Raw genomic sequence first — 18,903 nt, 5'->3', positions numbered from 1 at the left:
GTGACCAACGTCATAGACCGACCGGTCGAAACATCTTTGGCGTCGTACAGCAGGCGACCCATTCGAGAATTGGAGAACGTATGAGTGGATCGGCGAACGCCGCTGGTACGACGTCCGACGCCGTCGACGTCCTGGTGGTCGGCGCGGGCGTGACGGGCATCTATCAGCTGTACCGCGCCCGCGAGGAGGGCTTCACGGTCGAACTGCTCGAGGCGGGCGACGGCGTCGGCGGGACCTGGTACTGGAACCGCTATCCCGAGGCGCGTTTCGATTCCGAGAGCTACACCTACGGCTACCTGTTCTCCAAGGAACTGTGGGAAGAGTGGGAGTGGTCGGAGCGGTTCACCGGCCAGCCGGAGAACGAACGCTATTTCAACTTCGTGGTCGACCGATTCGATCTGCGCCGCCACATTCGATTCGGCGCTCGGGTGATCGCCGCGGAATTCGACGAGTCGGCCGGGATATGGACGGTGCGCACCGACGACGGCGCCGAGCATCACGCGCGCTTCCTCATCGCCGCGACCGGCGTGCTCTCGGTGCCGTTCATCCCGGAGGTGCCCGGATGCGAGAGCTTCGGCGGCCAACAGCATCACACCGGCCGCTGGCCCAAGACCCCGGTCGATTTCACCGGCAAGCGCGTCGCCATCATCGGCACCGGATCCAGTGGCGTGCAGATCGTTCCGGCCATCGCCGACCAGGTCGCCGCGTTGACGGTGTACCAGCGGACTCCGGACTGGTGCACGCCGCTGAACAACGCGCCGCTCACCCCGCAGGAACGGGCCGAGATCAAGGCCGACTTCGAACGCATCCGCGAGACGCTGAACACCTCGCCGAGCGGATTCCTGCATGACCTGCCCAGCCGCTTTTCCACCGACGATACGGCCGAACAGCGGCAGGCCTTCTTCGAAAAGATGTGGAACAGCCCGGGTTTCACGAAGTTGACCGAAAACTACATCGACTTCACGACCAACCCCGAAGTGAATAAGGAATTCTGCGAATTCATCGCGAACAAGATTCGCGGCATCGTCACCGATCCCGAGACCGCCGAGAAGCTCATCCCGCAGGACCACATCTACGCCGGTCGGCGTCCACCCTTCGTGACCGGCTACTTCGAGGCCTACAACAAACCGAACGTTTCGCTCGTCGCGCTCAAACAGACTCCGATCATCCGTATTACCGAGACCGGAATCGAGACGGCCGAAGGCCTGCGTGGGTTCGACATCATCATCTGGGCGACCGGCTACGACTTCGGTACCGGTGCGCTCAATCGGCTCGGCGTCCGCGGCCGCAATGGTCTTGCGCTCGAGGACTATTGGGCGGAAGGGCCCAACACCTACCTGGGCGTCGCGACGGCGGGTTTCCCGAACTTCTTCTTCCCCGGCGGACCGCACGGCGCACTCGGCAACAATCCGCGCTACGCCGGTGACCAGGTGGACTGCGTCATCGGGGCGCTGGTCCACGCGCGCGACAACGGTTACGAAGTGATCGAGGTGGACCCCGCCGCGGAGGCGGAGTGGACCGAAACGGTGAACGGCAGCGGATCGCTGTTCTTGGAGAGCAGCTATTTCTTCGGGTCGAACATTCCCGGCAAGGCGGTCAAGCAGCTGCTGAATCCGACCGGGCGGCCCAACCTGCAGCGACTGATCGCCGAACTCGCCGCGAACGATTACTCGGCATTCATCTTGTCCAAAGTCGAGGAAGCGGCCGCGTAATAGCGATCGAGCAGACAATTTGCGTTCAACGATGGAGAGAAAATGAGCGAATCCAACGAAGCCGGGATCGCGGCCGGTGTCCGTGCGGCGATCGGCGCCCATACCCAGGCGCAGGACGCGGGGCAGGCCGATGAAATCGTGGCCCTGTACGCGTCCGACGGGGTGCTAGAGATTCCGGGCATGGACCCGATCAGCGGTCACGACGCATTGCGGGCGGCATTCGAAGGCTGGGCACCGACGGCGCCGCAGCGTCACCTCGTGGCCAACACCTTGATCACCGCGGTGAGCGCGGACGAGGCGACGGCCGTCAGTGACGTGGCGTTTTTCCAACGCGGTGAGACGGGGTGGGCGGTGCAGGTCGTCGGTCGATATGAGGACACGCTGCGGCACAGCGACGGCGCCTGGCTGTTCCAGCACCGCAAGACGACATACCTGACCTAGCAGCGCCGAATCCGCCAGAAGCAGAACATCTTTGGAGAATCAATGAGCGAGTCCACCCAAGCGCAGGTCGCGCACGGGGTCCACACCGCCATCGCCGCATACGCGCATGCGCTCGACGACGGGCGAACCGACGATATCGTCGCGCTGTTCAGCCCGGATGGTGTCAGCGAGATCATGGGCGTCGGCACCTTCGAGGGCCACGAAGCCATCCGTCAGGTCTATGCCGGATTGCTGCCGACCCAACCGCAGCGGCACCTGGTGGCCAACACCGTCATCACCTCCTGGTCCGAGGATGCGGCGACCGCCAACAGCGACCTGGTCTTCCTGCAGCGCGGCGCATCGGGTTGGGCCGTGCTGATCGCGGGCCGCTACGAGGACACCCTGCGTCGCGATGACGGCGCATGGCGGTTCCAGCACCGCAAGACCACCTACGTGATGTGAGAGATAGGAGCAACCCGTGACCAAACGGTGGAAGCAACGCCCGCCCGGCTCGAACTGGGGCGATTTCGGCGACGACGATGAGTTGGGGCGGGTCAACCTGCTCACCCCGGAGAAGGTTCTGCAGGGGGTGCGCGAGGTCGAACACGGCATCACCTTCAGCCTGAGCCTACCGCTGGACTATCCGGGCGGTACCGCGCTGAACCAGCGGCGGTATCCGCCGATCCTGCGACCCACCGAGGATCTGGCGCACAACCAGGACACCTTCTACAACGTCGTCGCGCGTGACAAGATCGCCCCGAGCTTCATCGATCTGTGGAGCGACGATGTCGTGACGCTCTGGCTGCAGTATTCGACGCAGTGGGACTCGCTGGCGCATCAGGGCGCATTGTTCGACGCGGACGGTGACGGTGTCGCGGAACCGGTGTACTACAACGGTTTTCGCCCCGGGACCGATATCGTCGGTCCGCAGCAGGACGCCAAGGGTGACGGCAGCGGAAGTGTCTCCTTCGCCAAGCACCTCGGCTGCGAGCACATGGCCGCGCACGGCATGCAGGGCCGCGGCGTCCTGATCGACGTGTCGCACCTCGGGAGCGACTGGCAGCCGGTCGATTTGAAGATGCTCGAGGACATCATGGCGAAGGACAATGTCGTCGTGGAACCGGGCGACATGTTGCTGCTGCACACCGGGTTCGCCACCCAGGTTCTCGCCTGGGAGAAGAATCCGGGCCCAGAGATCCAGGCCATGTATCCCTACCTCGATGCGACGGATGAGTCGCTGTTGGAGTGGATCGCCGAATCGCAGATCTCGGCGCTCGTCTCGGACAACTACGCGGTCGAGGGCTGGGCACCGGACAGCGAGACCCCGCACACGTTGCTGCCGATCCACAACCTGTGCCTGTTCAAGCTCGGCATCCCGCTCGGTGAACTGTGGTACACCGAGGAATTGGCGACCTGGCTACGCGAACATCAGCGCAGCCGCTTCCTGCTGACTGCGCCGCCACTGCGCCTGCCCGGCACGATGGGCAGCCCGCTGACCCCGGTCGCGACCGTCTGACGCGGGCCGCCGGAATCCAGGGTTCGGTTCGGTGCGGGTGAGGCGCGAAGCCTGACCTGCACCGAACTGTTTTCGTTCGATGGAAGGGAGCGCCGCGATGCCCACCATGCGTACCGAACGCGCGAAAACCGCCCGCTACCACCGCAAGCGGGAGCAAGTGGTGGATGTGGCAGTCGAGCTCTTCTCGAAGAACGGCTATGCGAGCACCGGGGTCGCCGATATCGGCACCGCCGCCGGACTGGCCCGCGGCGCGCTGTACTACTACATCGGTTCCAAGGAAGAGTTGCTGGCCGAGATCCACGACCGCGTAATGGATCCGCTGCTCACCGAGGCTTCGGCGATCGTCCGGCTGGATATCGGTTTCCAGACCCGGCTGCGATTGCTCTCGGAATCGCTACTGCGCCAGATCGTGCACCGACAAGATCATGTGTGGGTCTTTCTGCACGAGCACCACCAACTGCAGGGTGAATACCGCACTCGATTCCGGGCCAAGCGCCAGCGTTTCGAATCGCAGATCCGCGAGGTGCTCGCCGACGGGCATCGTCAAGGCCAGCTCCGGGTGCGGGATCTGGAGCTCGCCACACTCGCGTACCTGAACCTGCACAACTACACCTATCAGTGGGTGGGTCGGCGCGCGGATCTGAAGGTGGACGAGCTCGCTCGCTTCTATTGCGAGATCTTTTCGAATGGAATCCTGGTCGAGCGGGTCGACGAGTCGGCGGCCGAAGCCGAACTGGCGCACGGCCGTTCCGTGCTCGGTGTGCTGCTCGCGAAGGGGCTCGATCACTAGCGAGCAAGCCCGTCGCTTGCCTATAGGGTGCGCCAAGCGACGGGCTGCTGCCTAGCTCTGTGTCATCTGAGCGAACTGATGCTTCAGGAATGTGGCGGACCAATTCATCAGGTCCGTCGGCACGTAGTAGTCGGTCTCGTCATTGATCGTCGCCCAGTGCGAGGCGACTTCCTCGATCGTGGCCGGGCCCGGGGCCAGGTACCCTTCGGTCGAAGCCAGGAACAGCCGCGCGAAGCGGCCCGCCCCCGCAGTGTAGATCTCGCCGTTGACCGGACAGTTTTCGTGCGCCAGGAAGGCGGCCATCGGAGCCACCGACTCCGATGGCATGACCGCTGCGGCAGCCGCGGCATTCTCGTCGCTATCGGGATCGCCACCGGCCATGCGGGTATAGGCCGCGGGCGCAAGCAGATTCACCTTGATCCCGTGCGGTTCACCCGCCAGCTTCGCGCTGCGCGCCAGGCCGATGAGGCCCGCCTTCGCCGTCGCGTACGGCAGGTTGACGTCCATGCCGAAGATGCCGCTCGAGGTGGTCAGCACGACCCGGCCATAGCTCTGATTCAGGAAATGCGGCCACGCGGCCTTCATGGTGTTGAACGAGCCGAGCAGATGCACGGCGAGGTGCCGCTCGACATTGTCCAGTTCGACATCGGGCAGGCCCGCGTACCTGACGATCCCCGCGTTGTTGATCAGAATATCGATGCGGCCGAACCGGTCCACCGCAGTGTCGATGATCGCCTGGGCTCCGGCCGGTGCCGAGACGTCGTTGCCGTCGGCCACGGCCGAACCGCCCGCCGCGATGATGCCGTCGACAACCGCCTGGGCCGGTGTGGTGTCGGCGCCTTCGCCCTCGATCGATCCGCCGAGGTCGTTCACGACGACACTGGCTCCGCGTTCGGCCAGGAGCCGGGCGTGGGCTCGCCCGATGCCGCGACCCGCGCCGGTAACCACCGCAACGCGGCCCTCGAAACTCAACTCACTCATTCGCGACTCCTGTCGTACTCCATTGTCGATCGGTGGCCCCGGTCACCGTATTTTAGACCAATCGGTCAGTACATACAATGAAAGTCAGCGACCCTGGAAGGTTGCCTTGCGCGGGCCGTCCTCGACGAAGCTGCGCAGGCCGTGCTGTCCGTCCGCGCTGGCGAAGCATCGGGTGATCAGGTCGGCCTCCAGTGCCAGCCCGTCCTCGAGCGACATGCCGAAGCCGTCATTGATCGCCTGTTTGGCGTACCTGAGTGCGAGCGGGCCGCGGGCGTAGGAGAGGCCTCGCGCTACGGCGTCGTCGAACACATCGGCGTCGTCGAGTAGTTGGTCGATGAGGCCGATGCGCAAGGCATCCTCCGCGCGCACCAGGCGTCCGGTGAGGATCAGATCCTTCGCGCCGGCTATTCCGATAGTCCGCGAAAGGCGTTGCGTTCCGCCGGAGCCGGGCATGATCCCGAGCGTGATCTCGGGCAGGCCGAGGACCGCCCCGCGACCGGCGATGCGGAAGTCGGCGGCCAGTGCCAGCTCGCAGCCGCCGCCCAGCGCGTAGCCGTTGATCGCCGCGATCGTGATCTGCGGAGCCGTCGCCAGGGCATGGAAGGCGTGTTGCAGCACGCGGTTTCGTCGACCGAACGCCGCTGGGGACAGGCCGAGCATCTCCTTCACGTCGGCACCGGCCGCGAAGTGTTCGCCGCCGGTGATCACGACCGCCCGATAGATGGTGCTGCTGTGCAGTTCCGCCGCTGCGGTTTCGAGCAGATCCCACATCTCCTGGTCGAGTGCGTTCACCGGATGGCGCTCGATGCGCAGGATGGCCAGTCGCTCGTCGACGGGGTGTGGCTCGAGCCCGACCTTTGCGGGTGCTGGATTGCTGCTCACTATTCGATGCCTCCGTTGATGTGCTACGTTCACGGTTGAGTGTACCGACCGGTCGAAGAATTTATCGGTGGATGGACGGTGAGATGCAATGGGTATGGGGCATGCCGACGTATCGGGGCGACGCGTAGTCATTACCGGCGCCGGACGCGGCCTGGGGCGGGTGCTCGCGACCGCCTTCGATGCCGCGGGGGCGCAACTGGGAGTGGTCGCGCGATCGGAAAACGCGCTGCGCGAAGTGGCCGACTCCCTGCGGGGTGAGCCTTTGGTGTGCGCGGGTGATGTCCGTGACGACGAGTTCAACGACACCGTCGCCGAACGCATGGTCGAACGCTTCGGCGGCGTCGACGTGTGGATCTGCAATGCGGGTGTGTCACCAGAGGTTTCGGAGGTGACGCAGACCAAGCCCGCCGTCTGGCGCGACATCATCGACGTGAACCTGACCGGGACCTTCCTCGGCGCGCGTGCGGCAGCGGCGGTGATGGGGGAGGGCGGCCGGATCATCGTCACGGGTTCGGTCATCGGTCAGCGGCCGCGTGCCGGACTGTCCGCATACGCGGCCTCCAAGAGCGGTTCCCATGCACTTGTCCAGGCTTTGGCACAGGAACTCGGACCGCGTGCGATCACCGTCAATGCGGTGGCGCTCGGCTGGTTCGACACCGGGATGGGAGCGCACTGGCACCGCGATGCCGAGCGCGAGAACGATATCGTCGGCCATACCGCCCTCCGGCGTTGGGGAACTCCCGCCGACTTGCCCGGCATCTATCTGTTCCTGGCCGCCGAATCCTCGGCCTACGTCACGGGCGCCACGATTACGGTCGACGGCGGATATTCACTGATGTGAGCATTGCCGCGCGCTACACGTGCTGGAACCCGCGGATATTCGGGAATCGGTACAGCATCAGCAGTCCCCTGGGGTAATAAAGTATCCTGATTTCTATCGCGGCCGCCCCGAGCAATGCATTCCCAACTACCGGCCGTGTTCGAGGAGATTCCATGAGCGTGCCGCCCGTTCTGTGTGACCGACTGCGTCTGCCCGTAATCGCGTCCCCGATGTTCATCGTGTCGAATCCGGAATTGGTGATCGCCCAGTCGACCGCGGGCATAGTCGGATCGTTCCCCTCACTCAATGCGCGCCCGGAATCCGAACTCCGACACTGGCTTACCCGGATCACCGAGGCGCTGGCCGAATTCGATGCCGAACATCCGGACACCCCGAGTGCGCCGTATGCCGTGAACCTGATCGTGCACAAGACCAACGACCGGCTCGACCACGATCTCGCAGTGGTCGAGGAATTCCGCGTCCCCATCGTGATCACCTCGCTCGGTGCTCGGCCGGAGGTCAATGACCGCATCCACGCCTACGGCGGCATCGTGCTGCACGATGTGATCAACAATGCCTTCGCCCGCAAGGCCGTCGACAAAGGCGCGGATGGACTCATCGCCGTGGCAGCGGGCGCGGGCGGTCATGCCGGAACCCAGTCGCCGTTCGCCCTGATCCAGGAGATCCGGAGTTGGTTCGATGGACCGCTGGTCCTGTCCGGATCGATCGCACATGGCAACTCGGTATTGGCCGCCCAGGCGGCGGGAGCCGACTTCGCCTATATCGGGTCGACGTTCATCGCCACCGACGAGGCGAACGCGGCGCCCGACTACAAACAGATGATCGTCGATTCGACCGCCTCGGACATCGTTTACAGCAACCTCTTCACCGGCGTGCACGGCAACTACCTGCGTGGCAGCATCATCGCCGCCGGCCTCGACCCCGACGCCCTACCCGGATCCGACTCCGCGGCAATGAATTTCGCCGGTGGCAGTGCGAAGGATGCGAAGGCGTGGCGTGATGTGTGGGGTGCCGGTCATGGCATCGGTTGCGTCGACGCGGTGCGCCCGGCGGCTGCCGTCATCGAACGCCTCATCGAGGAGTACGAGACGGCCCGGACCCGGCTTTCGGCCGTGCCCGTCCCTTCGTGACGGCGTGCGCAGGGGACTCCGCGCGCCGGTCGACCTGGTGAGTCTTTGCGTAACTGTCATGTCGCTGGGTATGGCGGGTTATGAGGGCTGGTAGCGAAGAAGGTGAGATCGTCATGATGATGGATATGTTCTGGATGGCAGTGAACTTTCTGCGTTCCATGATGGGCATGTAGTCCCGCACCACATCCAAGGCCGGTTCCTGCCGTAGCAAGGGCCGGCCGACGCCTATCCTTCCTCGGCCGCCGGTGAAAGATCTCCTCGATTCCGCGTCCGATGCCCTCGATGAGCATGGCGCCAGAACTGTCCGATGCGTCGATACAGCAACTGCGCGTCCTCTTCGGGCGAGCCCGACTCGTCCGCCGCGTCAGGCAAGGGGTGGCTCATGACGGGTCTCGAATAGTGCCGAGAGGCTATTGACAAGAATCGGCATGAGGGTGCTATACATTAGGGGAGGCTTACCTCTTTAGATGAGGCTAACCTCGTGAAGTGTCCCGCTCGCACAATGAGGCATCCGTGTACGTCTGTATCTGCAACGCCGTCTCCGAATCGGATGTGCACAGCTGTGTCGCCGCAGGCGCCAGCTCGACCGCGCAGGTCAAAAAGGCGTGCGGTTGGAAGCCCGGCTGCGGTAGCTGCACGCGCCGCCTTTCGGAGCTGGTCGGCCGGGCCTGCGCGGCCCCTGCCCAAGCCGTCGAGGTGCCCGCGGCATAGCCCGACACGATAGGCCGTCCTTACCGATTCGCCGGTTGTGAGCTGTGACACGATCACATTCATGGAAGGCGATAAGGAAATCATCTCAGTGCTCAATGAGCAGCTGACAGCGGAACTTACGGCCATCAATCAGTACTTCCTGCACGCCAAAATGCAGGAGAACTGGGGTTTCACGAAACTCGCCAAACACACCCGCCACGAGTCCATCGATGAGATGAAGCATGCGGAGGTGCTGACTGATCGCATCCTCTTTCTGGAGGGTCTGCCCAACTATCAGAAGCTGAACCCGCTGCGCATCGGCCAGACCGTCCCCGAACAGCTGCGGGCGGATCTGAAGATCGAGATGGAGGCGGTGGATCGGCTGCGCGGCGGTATCGAGCTGATGCGCTCGCGCGGTGATGTCACCTCCGCGCGCATCTTCGAGTCCATCCTCGAGGATGAGGAATCGCACGTCGATTACCTGGAGACCGAACTCGACCTGATCGAGAAGCTGGGCGAGCAACTGTACCTGCAGCGTTATACCGACATCCCCGACGGCGACTGACATCGTCACCGGTTCCGGTCGGTCGATCGTGCGCCCGGAACCGGTGCTTATCCGATGCCACCGTCAGCGGATCGGCTGCGTGACGGCCGCGTGTTCGTCGTTGACCAGATGGAATGCGATCGCGAGGTCATCGATGACCGCCTGCCACGCCGCCTGGCTGCCCTCCCCGCGGGGATCGCGGGCCAGCGCGAGCAAAGTCGTCGCGGCATCCACGGCCTGAACCGCGGCAGCCAATAGCGCTGGCACGGGAGTCGGGGCATTTCGGGAGGCGAGTGTGGCGATGTTGTGACGCAGCCACCGCGCGTCGAACTGTGCCTGCGCCGATACATCGCCCACGGCGTCTTGCTCCGCGGTCGCGGCCATCGACCAGGGGCCCATGTACTGCTCAAGCGGCGCTTGGATTACCAAGTCCCGCAGCTCACTACTGATCAAGCCGTGTAGCCGACCCGCTAGTTCGGCGCGGTCGACGGGCGGATCGGCCGACCAGCCCGGAAGCGGTTCTACGTCGGCCTGCAATACCGCCAGCACTGCTCGTAATTGCGCAGCTGTTGCCACCTACGCCCCTCTCCGTCGTTCATTCCGAGCTACCGTTGTGCGACAACACTTCGTGGACCCAAACGAACTACTTCGAACCCTCCCGGCACCATTCGCTGCGCGGCCGTTCGCGTCGAAACGCCCCTCACCCGACGGTAAGTGCAGCCATGACGATACAGAAGCAGACAATATCGAGCTACCGACAAGCGGCAGCCAATATTCGCTGTATTCGATCGAAGTGAGTGTGGGTTCCGGACCGGGCGATATCGAGGGGCCGCCGCACCGGCTCGAGATCGCCAACAACCGCTGGATCGACCAGCGTTGTGTTCGACGGATTCGTCGTCCGCAGCGCGCGGGTGCGAGGGCCGGTCGCCGATCCACAGGCTTGGCGCGGCGGTCGAGGCGAAGCGGGACATCGTCGTAGGCCGAAGTTCCGCACAGCGGTAGTGCGAACCCCCGCATGGCGTCAGGTCGGAGTGAAACCAGTGCGTTCAAGACTTGAACCGATCTGGTTGAAAACCGGGGGCGCGGTTCTCTTCCTCGGCGTGCAACCGGGCGAAATCAATTGCGCGAACGCACCTCTGATGCCTGCTGTCGTGCGGCAGGCCTGCAGGTTAATATTGGGATGATTGCTTTCACCCGAATGCGGCGCGTCCGCACGACCGAAGGCTGGTGAGTCCGCCGATGTCGGTGTCGATGTTCGATGAGGCGCTTCCGCGCGGCGAACGTGATGGGGTCGGCCTGCGCGTCGGTGCGATCATCGACCGAGGTGGGGAAGTTCTGCTACTGGAGGCCCACAGCACAGGGCCGCTCCCACTCACCCGCAAGCTTCCGGGTGCCACCGTGGAGCCGGGCGAATCGGTCTCCGCCGCACTGATTCGCGGCGTCCGTGAAGAGACCGGACTGACCGTCACCGGCATCGGCCACCACATCGGCGATTTCGACTACCTGTCGCCGGCCGGAAAGCCGGTGCGGCGCTTGCATTTCGCCGTTGAAGTGGCGGCCACCAGCCCGATCGTCTTGTCCGCCCACGCGGATTACGTATGGGCACCCCTGGACGGAGAGCTGCTCGTGACGCCATCCATCCGCGGCATCCTCGAGGCCTACAAGGATCTCCTGCTCCACTGAGTGGTCATTCGCTACTCGATATAGGTTGTGCCAGTGGGGTTCTCATGCGGTGGCCGATCGATCGAACTCGTCGTGACCACACTGAACAAGAGCTGATCTGAGAGCTCGCATACTCACGGCGCTACGAACATCAGTGGGGGACTGCCGCTAAACGTCGATTCGTCACGCGCAGTTGCCGTTGTGTGCTGTTGATCAGATCGTCGACTTGCTCCGCCGTCAACTGCCCGCACGGCTGTCCCCAGTGCAGCGCGATATCGTCCCCTGGCGCCGCATCCGGGAGCGCGGCGTAGCCGTCGGTCCACACCGGGATGGTGCGCCGTATCGTCTCCGACAGTGCCAGGTGTGCGCCGTCCCAGCGCAACCGGCGGGTCTCGACAGTGAGGTCGTCGCGGTGGCGATCGAATACTGTCGCGGCGGTGATGCGGCAGTTGTCGAGGATTTCCAAGGGCTGGTCGCCGCCGATGGCGGCCAGCAGCCTGGTCCACGGGTAGACACCGAAGACGTGGAAGCTGTGGTTCGCGGCCGCTTCCGGGGCGAGGTCGGGCCCCAGATGGGACCAGTACACACCCGCGATCGGGGCGATCAGTCGCAGCAATTCGGCAAGGAACTCGGGGCCGTCCAGCTCGGCGCCGATGCCTCCACCCAGCCAATAGGATGCGACCAGTCGCTCATCGAGCGGGTCGGCAATGCCGGTCATGCGCGACATCGCCCGTAGGTAGGGCCATGCGCCGGAGAAGCCGCGCGCCAGGACGCGCACCCGCTCGCCATCGCGTTCACGCAGGGCCGCGGTGTGCTCGGGCCCGCAGTAGCCGAGGTGGTTGGGCGCGTACGCGTAGCGCGCGAACATCTCCACACCGTCCATCAGGTCGATTCCTCCGATAGCGTCGCGCTCCAACGGCTTTCGATGTCGCCGTAATGCCAGATCGCGAATGCGGCGGCCCAGGTGAACGCGAAGAGGCCGACGATGATGAACCCCATCGTGGCGAGGTCCAGGCCGCCGATCCAGGCGAGCACCCCATTGGTGACATCGAGTTTCTCGGTGAGGATGGAGATGAGCTCCTGGACACCGATCAGCAGCGCCACCGCGACCGAGAGCCCGGTGACCACGATGTTGTAGTAGATCTTGCGGATCGGACCGGCGAAAGCCCAGCCGTAGGCGTAGTTCATGAACGCGCCGTCCAGCGCGTCGAACAGCGACATGCCCGCCGAGAACAGAACGGGCAGAACGAGAATCGCGTACCAGGGCAGCCCGGTGGCGGCCGCGCCTGCGGCGATCACCAGCAGACCCACCTCGGTGACGGTGTCGAATCCGAGCCCGAACAACACCCCTACCGGATACATCTGCCACGGCTTGCGCACCGCGCGCACGACCGGCGCCAGGACCCGGTTGAGCAGGCCACGGGAGTCCAGTGCGCGCTCGAGTTGCTCTTCGCTGTAGCCGCCGCGTCGCATAGCGCGCAAGACTTGCCAGATCCCGATCAGCGCGGTGAGGTTCAGCAGTCCGATGAGGATCAGGAAGGTGCCCGAGACCGATGTCCCGAACACCCCGGTCCACCGCTGCAATCGCGAGTCCTCGTCTTGCAGGTTCCGCGCCAACGCGGTAACTCCGAGGGCCAGCAGCCCGACGAGAACGAAGACGACGGTGGAGTGGCCCAAGGAGAACCAGAAGCCGACCGCGAGCGGTTTTTGCTTGTCCGCCACGAGTTTTCGGGTGGTGTTGTCGATCGCCGCGATATGGTCGGCGTCGAAGGCGTGTCTCATACCCAGCGTGTAGGCGGTGACGCCGAGCCCGACGCCGAATATCGCGCCGTCCACCTCGTAGCCGTCCGGTACGACCAGCGATAGCAGCGTCCCCCATCCCACGATGTGCAGTGTGACGATCGTTGCTGCCATGCCGAGGATGCTGCGACGCTGTCCGCCGTCGAGTCCGGCCCAGGTATCTCGCAGCCTCGTGGTGATTGTCGCCATCCCCACGGTCCCATCTTTCCCACTCGTTCGGCGGACCACCCGCCGTGTTCAACATATTCGCGGAAGTTGTTCTCCTGCGGGTAGGTCGACGACACGGGTACCGCCGAGGGCGGTGCGGGCCACCACCATTCCCGGATGCTCGGCAACGCAATGACCCACGATCGTCGCGCGGGCGCCGAGCGGATGCGCACGCATGGCGTCGAGGACGCGGTCGGCGTCCGCGGCGGGTACGAACGCGACGAGTTTGCCTTCATTGGCGACATACAGCGGGTCGAGACCGAGCAACCCGCAGGCATCGCGCACCCCGACGGGCACCGGAATCGCCCGTTCGTCGAGTTCGACGCCGACGCTCGCGGCGCGGGCGATCTCGTTGAGTGAGGCGGCCATTCCGCCGCGCGTGGGATCGCGCATCACGTGCACATCCGCGCCGGTGGCGAGCATCGCCGCGACCAAACCGTGCAGCGGTGCGGTATCGCTGCACAGGGTCGTGCCGAACTCGAGGCCCTCCCGGCAGCTCAGCACCGCGATACCGTGCAGTCCGATCTCACCGCTGACCAGCACGATATCGCCGGGTCTGGCCCGCTGGGGACGGATGTCGACGCCTGCTGGCACCAGTCCGATGCCCGCGGTATTGATGAAGATGCCATCGCCGTGCCCGGCGTCGACGACCTTGGTATCGCCGGTGACAAGCCGGACCTCGGCCGCGAGCGCGGCGGTGCCGACGGCTTCGGCTATGCGGGCGATCTCGGCCAGCGCGGTGCCCTCTTCGAGGATGAACGCGGTGGACAGCGCCATCGGTCGGGCACCGGACATCGCCAGATCGTTCACGGTGCCGTTCACGGCGAGGTCACCGATCGAGCCGCCGGGAAACACCAGCGGCTTGACCACGAACGAATCGGTGGAGAACGCCAGCCGCACATTGTCGAGGGTCAGCACCGCCGAATCGCCGAGTTCGGTGTCGGCGGCCGCGCCGAACGCGGGCAGGAACAGGTGCTCGATCAGCTCGCCCGACATCGCACCGCCGCCGCCGTGCCCCATCACGATATTGGGCGCGTCGCGCAGCGGCATGGGGCAAACCCAGCCGTCGATGTCGACCGGGGGCGATGTGGCTGCCCCGCTGCCGTTGGTTTCAGGCATGGGCGGCCTCCGCGGGGAGATCGAGGCGCCGGTACAGGTAGTACGCGGCACACGCGCCTTCGGAGGAAACCATTGTGGCCCCCAACGGGTTTCGCGGAGTGCACGTCGTGCCGAACGCGGCGCACTCGTGCGGTTTGATCAAACCTTGGAGCACCTCACCGGAACGACATACCGAAGACTCCGCGGTGTGCATATCCCCGACAGAGAAACGATGTTCGGCGTCATACTCCCGATAACGCGGCGACAGCCGCCACCCGCTGCGGGGGATTACGCCGATACCGCGCCACGCCCGGTCGGTGACCTCGAAGACGTCCTCGAGCATCGCCTTGGCCGCTGGATTCCCGGCTGCGGCCACCGCGCGTGGATAGGCGTTCTCGACCTCGTGGCGTCCCTGTTCGAGCTGGAGCACGGTGCGCCGGATGCCCTCGAGGATATCCAGCGGTTCGAATCCGGTGACCACCATCGGGACCTTGTATTTCTCGGCCAGCGGCGGGTATTCGCCGGTGCCCATCACCGTGCAGACATGTCCGGCGGCCAGGAATCCCTGGACTCGGCAGCTTGGCGACTCCATGATCGCCGCGATGGCGGGCGGGACGAGGACATGGGAGACCAGCAGGGAGAAATTCTCGATGCCGAGCCGTCGGGCCTGGTACACCGTCATCGCGTTGGCTGGTGCGGTGGTCTCGAATCCGATGCCGAAGAACACTACCTGCCGATCCGGATTGTTCTTGGCCAGTGCCAGCGCATCCAGTGGCGAGTAGACCACCCGCACGTCCCCGCCTTCGCTCTTGACCCGGAACAGATCCTTGCGGCTGCCGGGTACCCGCAGCATGTCGCCGAAGGAGCAGAAGATCACACCCGGCCGTGCGGCGATCTCGAGTGCCTTGTCGATCACTTCCAGCGGTGTGACGCATACCGGGCAACCCGGCCCGTGGATCATCTCGATCTGATCCGGTAACAGCTGGTCGATGCCGTGGCGGATGATCGAATGTGTCTGTCCGCCACACACTTCCATGATCGCCCACCGCTTGCTCGTGGTGGCGCGGATACGGTCGAGCAGGTGCCGTGCAAGCTCGGGATTGCTGAATTCGTCCAGGTATTTCATGACTTCGCCTCCTGGTCGTCGACGGTCGCGCCCGCTGCGGATGCGTCGGAATTGCTCGCCCCGGGCCGCGGGGCTTCGGGGTTGTCGAGACCGGCCTGCTTCGCCGCGATCGCGAAACCGTCGCCGAACTCCTCCTTCAGTACGCCGAGATGTTCGAACTCGGCCAGCGTCCGCAACGCGGATTCTTCATCCAGTCGTTGGATCGCGAACCCGACGTGCACCACGACGTAATCGCCGACCGCCACGTCCGGGATGTATTGCAGGCACACGTCTTTGTGGACGCCGCCGAAGTCGACTTCCGACATCAGCGTGCCGTCGCGTTCGTTGACGCTGAGCACCTTTCCTGGAACCGCAAGACACATCGCTCGTCTCCTTCACTCACACCGCACCGGCTACCAGGAGCTGACCGAACGCGACCCCGCCGTCGTTCGGTGGCAGTCTGCGATGACTGATGACACGGAATCCGTCGTGCCGAAGCAGACGGGTACAGCTCGACAACAACAGCGCGTTCTGGAACACGCCGCCCGACAGTGCGATCACCGACTCGGGCGCGGCGAATCGCCGAGCCGCGTCGTGCACGAGGTCGGCGACCGCGGCGTGGAATCGGGCGCCGATGACCGCGGGCGGTATGCCTACCGCGGCGTCGGCGACGACGTCGGCGAGTACCGGGGCAGGATCGATCCGAGCGGGATCGCCGTCGTGCCAGGCGAACCGGTACCGACCCGCCGCGGCATCGGCGCCGCGGGCCAGACCTTCGAGTTCGATCGCGGCCTGCGCCTCGTAGTCGACGATGTGCCGCACTCCGGTCAGGGAGGCGACCGCGTCGAACAGCCTGCCCATGCTCGAGGTCGGCGCGCAGCCGAGTCCGGTGTCGAATTGATGTGCGAGCACGGCCCGTTCGGCGTCGGGGCAGGTGTCGACCGAGGCGATGCCGGGGGACCATTCGATGCCCGCGGCGCGCAAATGCGACAGCGCCATCCGATAGGGCTTGCGGACGCTGAGGTCGCCGCCCGCCAAGGGCACATAGGACAGGTGCGCCATGCGCCGGTAGCCCTTGTATCCGGCGACGAGCACCTCACCGCCCCAGACCGCGCCGTCGGGTCCGTAGCCGGTGCCGTCGAAGGCGATGCCGAGGACCGTCTGGTTCGCATCGAGGCCGTGCTCGCCCATCACCGCGGCCAGATGCGCGTGATGGTGTTGCACCGTGTGCACCGGTCGATCGGCCGCGTGCGCACGGGCCCACGCGGTCGAACGGTAGCCGGGGTGGGCGTCGGCGGCGAGTTGGGTCGGGTGCACGCAGGTGAGTTCCTCCAGATGTGATCGCGCCGTATCGAATGCCTGCAGGGTGGCCAGATCGTCCATATCGCCGATGTGCTGACTGAGCCAGGCGTAGCGTCCGTCGGCGACGGCGCAGGTGTTCTTGAGGTCGGCGCCGACCGCCAGCGTCGGAGGAACCGGGATCGGCAGCGCCAGCGGCAGCGGCGCGTAGCCGCGGGAGCGGCGCACCGGCAGCTCGGCGCCGTCCACGACGCGCACCACCGAATCGTCGCACGGGACGAGAATGCGCCGGTTGTGGCTGAGCCAGGCGTCGGCAAGCCCGACGAGGCGGGTGCGGGCATCGGCGTCGTCGTAGCAGATCGGTTCACCGCCGAGATTGCCGGAGGTCATCACCAGCACGTCCGGGCCGGGCGGGTCACCGGGCAGGCCGAACAACAGCAGATGCAAGGGGGTGTATGCGAGCATGACTCCGAGGTCGGGGTTGCCGGGGGCGACCGCAGCGGCAACTGGCCGTGCGCCGCGCGGCAGCAGGACGATCGGCCGCTGCGGACCGCTCAGCACGGCCGCGCCGGTGGGATCGATGGTCACGATCCGCGCGGCGGTGTCCAGGTCGGCGACCATGACCGCGAACGGCTTGTCGCCGCGCCGCTTACGGCGACGCAATTCGGCCACGGCCGTTTCGTTGTCCGCGTCGCAGGCGAGGTGGTAGCCGCCAATGCCTTTGACGGCGAGAATGCCTCCGGCACAAAGTAATTCGCGCGCCGCGATGATCGGCGAGGCCGGATCGCCCGGCCCGGTGTAGGACAGGGTGGGCCCGCAGTGCGGACAGGCGACGGGCTGGGCGTGGAACCTGCGATCGGCAGGGTCGGCGTATTCGCGGGCGCAGCGCGCGCACATGGCGAAATCGGCCATGGACGTGCGCTCGCGGTCGTAGGGCAGCCCGGCGATGATGGTGAATCGTGGACCGCAATTGGTGCAGTTGACGAAGGGGTGACGGTAGCGGCGGTCGGCGGGATCGCGCAGTTCGCGCGCGCAGTCCGTGCAGATCGCCACATCGGGTGAGACCAGGGTGCGTCCGGCGCCGCCGCGCAGGGTGTCGCCGATCAGGAACCCGGTGCCGCCGCGGATTTCGACCGCGGACTGCTCGACCGAGTCGATGGCGGCCAGCGGTGGCGGGGAGTCGTGCACCCGGCGAATGAACTCGCGCACCGATGCCTCGGCGCCCTCGATCTCGATAACGACGCCGTCGCTGTCGTTGGCGACACGGCCGGTCAGTGCGAGCTCGACGGCCGTGGTGTAGACGAACGGCCGGAATCCGACGCCCTGCACCACCCCGCGCACGAGTAGGCGCCTGCGAACGCGGTCGACGCTCATGGCTGTTCTCCACTGCCCAGCAGGCGCAGCCCGGCCATCGCCCGCTCCGCACCAGCCGCGTCGGTCTTCTCGATGACGAATCCCATGTGGATGATCACCCAATCACCTGGCGCGGCGGGCTGATCCGCGTCGAGCAGACCGATATTGACCTTGCGCTTCGCACCGGACACCTCGACCACCGCGATCTGCCCGTGGTAGCCGTCCGGAATCTCCACGACCCGCCCTGGTATGCCAAGGCACATGGTCACACCTCCTGTCCAGCGCACAATTGCGCCGCGACGCGCGCGACCGCGGCTGCGGCAGGGTCGACGGCCGCGGCGACGGCGGCGCTGAGACCGATCCCCTCGGCCACCGAATCGACCTGACAACCGACGACGACGGTCGGTGGCACGACACCGCCGAGCGCGCGCACCGCGGCGAAGACCGCTTCCGGATTCATCGCGTGCCCGTCCATGGGCGTCGTCGCATCCGACTCGGGTTCGGCGCGCATGATCTGCACGCGGCCGGGCTCTCCGGTATTCGGCAGGGCGTCCACCAGTACCAGCGCATCCCACCCGTCGAGCAGGTCGAAGGCCAAGTGCAGTCCGCGGATGCCGTAGTCGACGATCCGCTGGTCCTGCGCCGACGCCGTGGGTAGCCGACGGACCACCTCGGGGCCGAATCCATCGTCGCCGAGGAAGATATTGCCGATCCCGGCAACGAGCACGCGCGTGCCCATCTCACATGTGACGAATCTTCAGATAACGCCGGAGGTCGGGGATCGACCGTATGCCGAGATACGCGCCGACCACGACAATGACGCCTACCACCGCGGTGGAGACCACGCCGACTGCTTGCATGACCGTATTCCTT

Annotated in this window: 22 protein-coding genes; 10 read left to right on the top strand and 12 right to left on the bottom strand. The window is 65.5% G+C overall.

Features of this window, described 5'->3' with window-relative positions; genetic code table 11:
- Positions 1 to 80: 80 nt before the first annotated feature.
- The 5 genes from ACQP2U_RS28675 to ACQP2U_RS28655 all read left to right on the top strand — a co-directional run bounded on the left by ACQP2U_RS28675 (position 81) and on the right by ACQP2U_RS28655 (position 4,438).
- Positions 81 to 1,712 carry a flavin-containing monooxygenase gene (locus tag ACQP2U_RS28675; RefSeq protein ID WP_433710308.1) on the top strand — a complete coding sequence of 544 codons (1,632 nt, stop codon included), beginning with the start codon at positions 81 to 83 and terminating at the stop codon, positions 1,710 to 1,712.
- Positions 1,713 to 1,754: 42 nt separating this feature from the next.
- Positions 1,755 to 2,153: a nuclear transport factor 2 family protein gene (locus tag ACQP2U_RS28670; protein ID WP_433710307.1), complete on the top strand. Its 399-nt coding sequence runs from the start codon at positions 1,755 to 1,757 to the stop codon at positions 2,151 to 2,153.
- A gap of 42 nt (positions 2,154 to 2,195) precedes the next feature.
- Positions 2,196 to 2,594, top strand: coding sequence for a nuclear transport factor 2 family protein (locus ACQP2U_RS28665; protein ID WP_433710306.1), 399 nt, complete (start codon positions 2,196 to 2,198; stop codon positions 2,592 to 2,594).
- Positions 2,595 to 2,610: 16 nt separating this feature from the next.
- Positions 2,611 to 3,648: a cyclase family protein gene (locus ACQP2U_RS28660; RefSeq protein ID WP_433710305.1), complete on the top strand. Its 1,038-nt coding sequence runs from the start codon at positions 2,611 to 2,613 to the stop codon at positions 3,646 to 3,648.
- A gap of 97 nt (positions 3,649 to 3,745) precedes the next feature.
- Entirely contained in the window at positions 3,746 to 4,438 is a 693-nt protein-coding gene (locus tag ACQP2U_RS28655) for a TetR/AcrR family transcriptional regulator (RefSeq protein WP_433710304.1), read from the top strand.
- A 51-nt stretch (positions 4,439 to 4,489) separates the two neighbouring features.
- Here ACQP2U_RS28655 and ACQP2U_RS28650 read toward each other — a convergent pair whose 3' ends face one another.
- Positions 4,490 to 5,419 carry an SDR family NAD(P)-dependent oxidoreductase gene (locus tag ACQP2U_RS28650; protein WP_433710303.1) on the bottom strand — a complete coding sequence of 310 codons (930 nt, stop codon included), beginning with the start codon at positions 5,417 to 5,419 and terminating at the stop codon, positions 4,490 to 4,492.
- A gap of 84 nt (positions 5,420 to 5,503) precedes the next feature.
- On the bottom strand, positions 5,504 to 6,301 hold the full coding sequence (locus tag ACQP2U_RS28645) for an enoyl-CoA hydratase/isomerase family protein (RefSeq protein ID WP_433710302.1): 798 nt from the start codon (positions 6,299 to 6,301) through the stop codon (positions 5,504 to 5,506).
- 88 nt (positions 6,302 to 6,389) lie between these two features.
- Here ACQP2U_RS28645 and ACQP2U_RS28640 point away from each other — a divergent pair, with 88 nt between their 5' ends.
- The 4 genes from ACQP2U_RS28640 (at position 6,390) to bfr (ending at position 9,527) form a co-directional block, all read left to right on the top strand.
- Positions 6,390 to 7,142, top strand: coding sequence for an SDR family NAD(P)-dependent oxidoreductase (locus tag ACQP2U_RS28640; protein WP_433710301.1), 753 nt, complete (start codon positions 6,390 to 6,392; stop codon positions 7,140 to 7,142).
- A 152-nt stretch (positions 7,143 to 7,294) separates the two neighbouring features.
- Positions 7,295 to 8,272 carry an NAD(P)H-dependent flavin oxidoreductase gene (locus ACQP2U_RS28635; protein ID WP_433710300.1) on the top strand — a complete coding sequence of 326 codons (978 nt, stop codon included), beginning with the start codon at positions 7,295 to 7,297 and terminating at the stop codon, positions 8,270 to 8,272.
- A gap of 486 nt (positions 8,273 to 8,758) precedes the next feature.
- Positions 8,759 to 8,983 (top strand): (2Fe-2S)-binding protein, encoded by a 225-nt coding sequence (locus ACQP2U_RS28630; RefSeq protein WP_433710299.1) that lies wholly within the window; start codon positions 8,759 to 8,761, stop codon positions 8,981 to 8,983.
- 61 nt (positions 8,984 to 9,044) lie between these two features.
- Complete coding sequence (gene bfr / locus ACQP2U_RS28625; RefSeq protein ID WP_397028275.1) at positions 9,045 to 9,527, top strand: bacterioferritin; 483 nt, start codon at positions 9,045 to 9,047, stop codon at positions 9,525 to 9,527.
- A 63-nt stretch (positions 9,528 to 9,590) separates the two neighbouring features.
- Here bfr and ACQP2U_RS28620 read toward each other — a convergent pair whose 3' ends face one another.
- Entirely contained in the window at positions 9,591 to 10,082 is a 492-nt protein-coding gene (locus ACQP2U_RS28620; RefSeq protein WP_433710298.1) for a hypothetical protein, read from the bottom strand.
- A gap of 651 nt (positions 10,083 to 10,733) precedes the next feature.
- On the opposite strand from ACQP2U_RS28620, the gene ACQP2U_RS28615 reads away from it, so the two are divergent.
- A complete protein-coding gene (locus tag ACQP2U_RS28615) occupies positions 10,734 to 11,189 on the top strand; it encodes an NUDIX hydrolase (protein ID WP_397028278.1) in 456 nt (151 codons plus the stop codon).
- A 130-nt stretch (positions 11,190 to 11,319) separates the two neighbouring features.
- Here the strand turns inward: ACQP2U_RS28615 and ACQP2U_RS28610 are convergent, their stop codons facing one another.
- From ACQP2U_RS28610 to ACQP2U_RS28570, 9 genes are read right to left on the bottom strand one after another with little or no spacing between them, the layout of a single operon-like run.
- Positions 11,320 to 12,051, bottom strand: coding sequence for a DUF6390 family protein (locus ACQP2U_RS28610; RefSeq protein ID WP_433710297.1), 732 nt, complete (start codon positions 12,049 to 12,051; stop codon positions 11,320 to 11,322).
- Positions 12,051 to 13,157 carry a HoxN/HupN/NixA family nickel/cobalt transporter gene (locus tag ACQP2U_RS28605; protein WP_433716608.1) on the bottom strand — a complete coding sequence of 369 codons (1,107 nt, stop codon included), beginning with the start codon at positions 13,155 to 13,157 and terminating at the stop codon, positions 12,051 to 12,053. Before ACQP2U_RS28605 ends, ACQP2U_RS28610 begins: the two co-directional genes overlap by 1 nt.
- A gap of 48 nt (positions 13,158 to 13,205) precedes the next feature.
- The gene (hypE, locus tag ACQP2U_RS28600) at positions 13,206 to 14,294 is read right to left on the bottom strand and encodes a hydrogenase expression/formation protein HypE (RefSeq protein ID WP_433710296.1); all 1,089 of its coding nucleotides are present in this window, start codon (positions 14,292 to 14,294) and stop codon (positions 13,206 to 13,208) included.
- The gene (gene hypD / locus ACQP2U_RS28595) at positions 14,287 to 15,399 is read right to left on the bottom strand and encodes a hydrogenase formation protein HypD (RefSeq protein ID WP_433710295.1); all 1,113 of its coding nucleotides are present in this window, start codon (positions 15,397 to 15,399) and stop codon (positions 14,287 to 14,289) included. The genes hypE and hypD overlap by 8 nt, the downstream gene beginning before the upstream one ends.
- Entirely contained in the window at positions 15,396 to 15,761 is a 366-nt protein-coding gene (locus ACQP2U_RS28590; RefSeq protein WP_433710294.1) for a HypC/HybG/HupF family hydrogenase formation chaperone, read from the bottom strand. The genes hypD and ACQP2U_RS28590 overlap by 4 nt, the downstream gene beginning before the upstream one ends.
- 16 nt (positions 15,762 to 15,777) lie before the next feature.
- On the bottom strand, positions 15,778 to 18,051 hold the full coding sequence (hypF, locus tag ACQP2U_RS28585; RefSeq protein ID WP_433710293.1) for a carbamoyltransferase HypF: 2,274 nt from the start codon (positions 18,049 to 18,051) through the stop codon (positions 15,778 to 15,780).
- Positions 18,048 to 18,293 carry a HypC/HybG/HupF family hydrogenase formation chaperone gene (locus ACQP2U_RS28580; RefSeq protein ID WP_397028291.1) on the bottom strand — a complete coding sequence of 82 codons (246 nt, stop codon included), beginning with the start codon at positions 18,291 to 18,293 and terminating at the stop codon, positions 18,048 to 18,050. The genes hypF and ACQP2U_RS28580 overlap by 4 nt, the downstream gene beginning before the upstream one ends.
- A 2-nt stretch (positions 18,294 to 18,295) precedes the next feature.
- A complete protein-coding gene (locus ACQP2U_RS28575) occupies positions 18,296 to 18,769 on the bottom strand; it encodes a hydrogenase maturation protease (RefSeq protein WP_433710292.1) in 474 nt (157 codons plus the stop codon).
- A gap of 1 nt (position 18,770) precedes the next feature.
- The gene (locus tag ACQP2U_RS28570; RefSeq protein WP_387291949.1) at positions 18,771 to 18,890 is read right to left on the bottom strand and encodes a DUF6893 family small protein; all 120 of its coding nucleotides are present in this window, start codon (positions 18,888 to 18,890) and stop codon (positions 18,771 to 18,773) included.
- Positions 18,891 to 18,903: the final 13 nt, after the last annotated feature.

It is taken from the genome of Nocardia sp. CA-084685, assembly GCF_050955785.1.
GTDB lineage: Bacteria > Actinomycetota > Actinomycetes > Mycobacteriales > Mycobacteriaceae > Nocardia.
Note: the sequence above shows the minus strand (reverse complement) of the source record. Positions and strands in the feature narration are given on the sequence as shown.

Excerpts from the sequence above, each read along its gene's own strand:
- ACQP2U_RS28580 (WP_397028291.1), bottom strand. The coding sequence starts at position 18,293 with ATGTGCCTTGGCATACCAGGGCGGGTCGTGGAGATTCCGGACGGCTAC.
- hypF (WP_433710293.1), bottom strand. The coding sequence starts at position 18,051 with ATGAGCGTCGACCGCGTTCGCAGGCGCCTACTCGTGCGCGGGGTGGTG.
- ACQP2U_RS28665 (WP_433710306.1), top strand. The coding sequence starts at position 2,196 with ATGAGCGAGTCCACCCAAGCGCAGGTCGCGCACGGGGTCCACACCGCC.
- ACQP2U_RS28605 (WP_433716608.1), bottom strand. The coding sequence starts at position 13,157 with ATGGCGACAATCACCACGAGGCTGCGAGATACCTGGGCCGGACTCGAC.
- ACQP2U_RS28575 (WP_433710292.1), bottom strand. The coding sequence starts at position 18,769 with ATGGGCACGCGCGTGCTCGTTGCCGGGATCGGCAATATCTTCCTCGGC.
- hypE (WP_433710296.1), bottom strand. The coding sequence starts at position 14,294 with ATGCCTGAAACCAACGGCAGCGGGGCAGCCACATCGCCCCCGGTCGAC.
- ACQP2U_RS28570 (WP_387291949.1), bottom strand. The coding sequence starts at position 18,890 with ATGCAAGCAGTCGGCGTGGTCTCCACCGCGGTGGTAGGCGTCATTGTC.
- ACQP2U_RS28640 (WP_433710301.1), top strand. The coding sequence starts at position 6,390 with ATGGGTATGGGGCATGCCGACGTATCGGGGCGACGCGTAGTCATTACC.
- ACQP2U_RS28635 (WP_433710300.1), top strand. The coding sequence starts at position 7,295 with ATGAGCGTGCCGCCCGTTCTGTGTGACCGACTGCGTCTGCCCGTAATC.
- bfr (WP_397028275.1), top strand. The coding sequence starts at position 9,045 with ATGGAAGGCGATAAGGAAATCATCTCAGTGCTCAATGAGCAGCTGACA.
- ACQP2U_RS28650 (WP_433710303.1), bottom strand. The coding sequence starts at position 5,419 with ATGAGTGAGTTGAGTTTCGAGGGCCGCGTTGCGGTGGTTACCGGCGCG.
- ACQP2U_RS28610 (WP_433710297.1), bottom strand. The coding sequence starts at position 12,051 with ATGGACGGTGTGGAGATGTTCGCGCGCTACGCGTACGCGCCCAACCAC.
- ACQP2U_RS28655 (WP_433710304.1), top strand. The coding sequence starts at position 3,746 with ATGCCCACCATGCGTACCGAACGCGCGAAAACCGCCCGCTACCACCGC.
- ACQP2U_RS28675 (WP_433710308.1), top strand. The coding sequence starts at position 81 with ATGAGTGGATCGGCGAACGCCGCTGGTACGACGTCCGACGCCGTCGAC.
- hypD (WP_433710295.1), bottom strand. The coding sequence starts at position 15,399 with ATGAAATACCTGGACGAATTCAGCAATCCCGAGCTTGCACGGCACCTG.
- ACQP2U_RS28670 (WP_433710307.1), top strand. The coding sequence starts at position 1,755 with ATGAGCGAATCCAACGAAGCCGGGATCGCGGCCGGTGTCCGTGCGGCG.
- ACQP2U_RS28590 (WP_433710294.1), bottom strand. The coding sequence starts at position 15,761 with ATGTGTCTTGCGGTTCCAGGAAAGGTGCTCAGCGTCAACGAACGCGAC.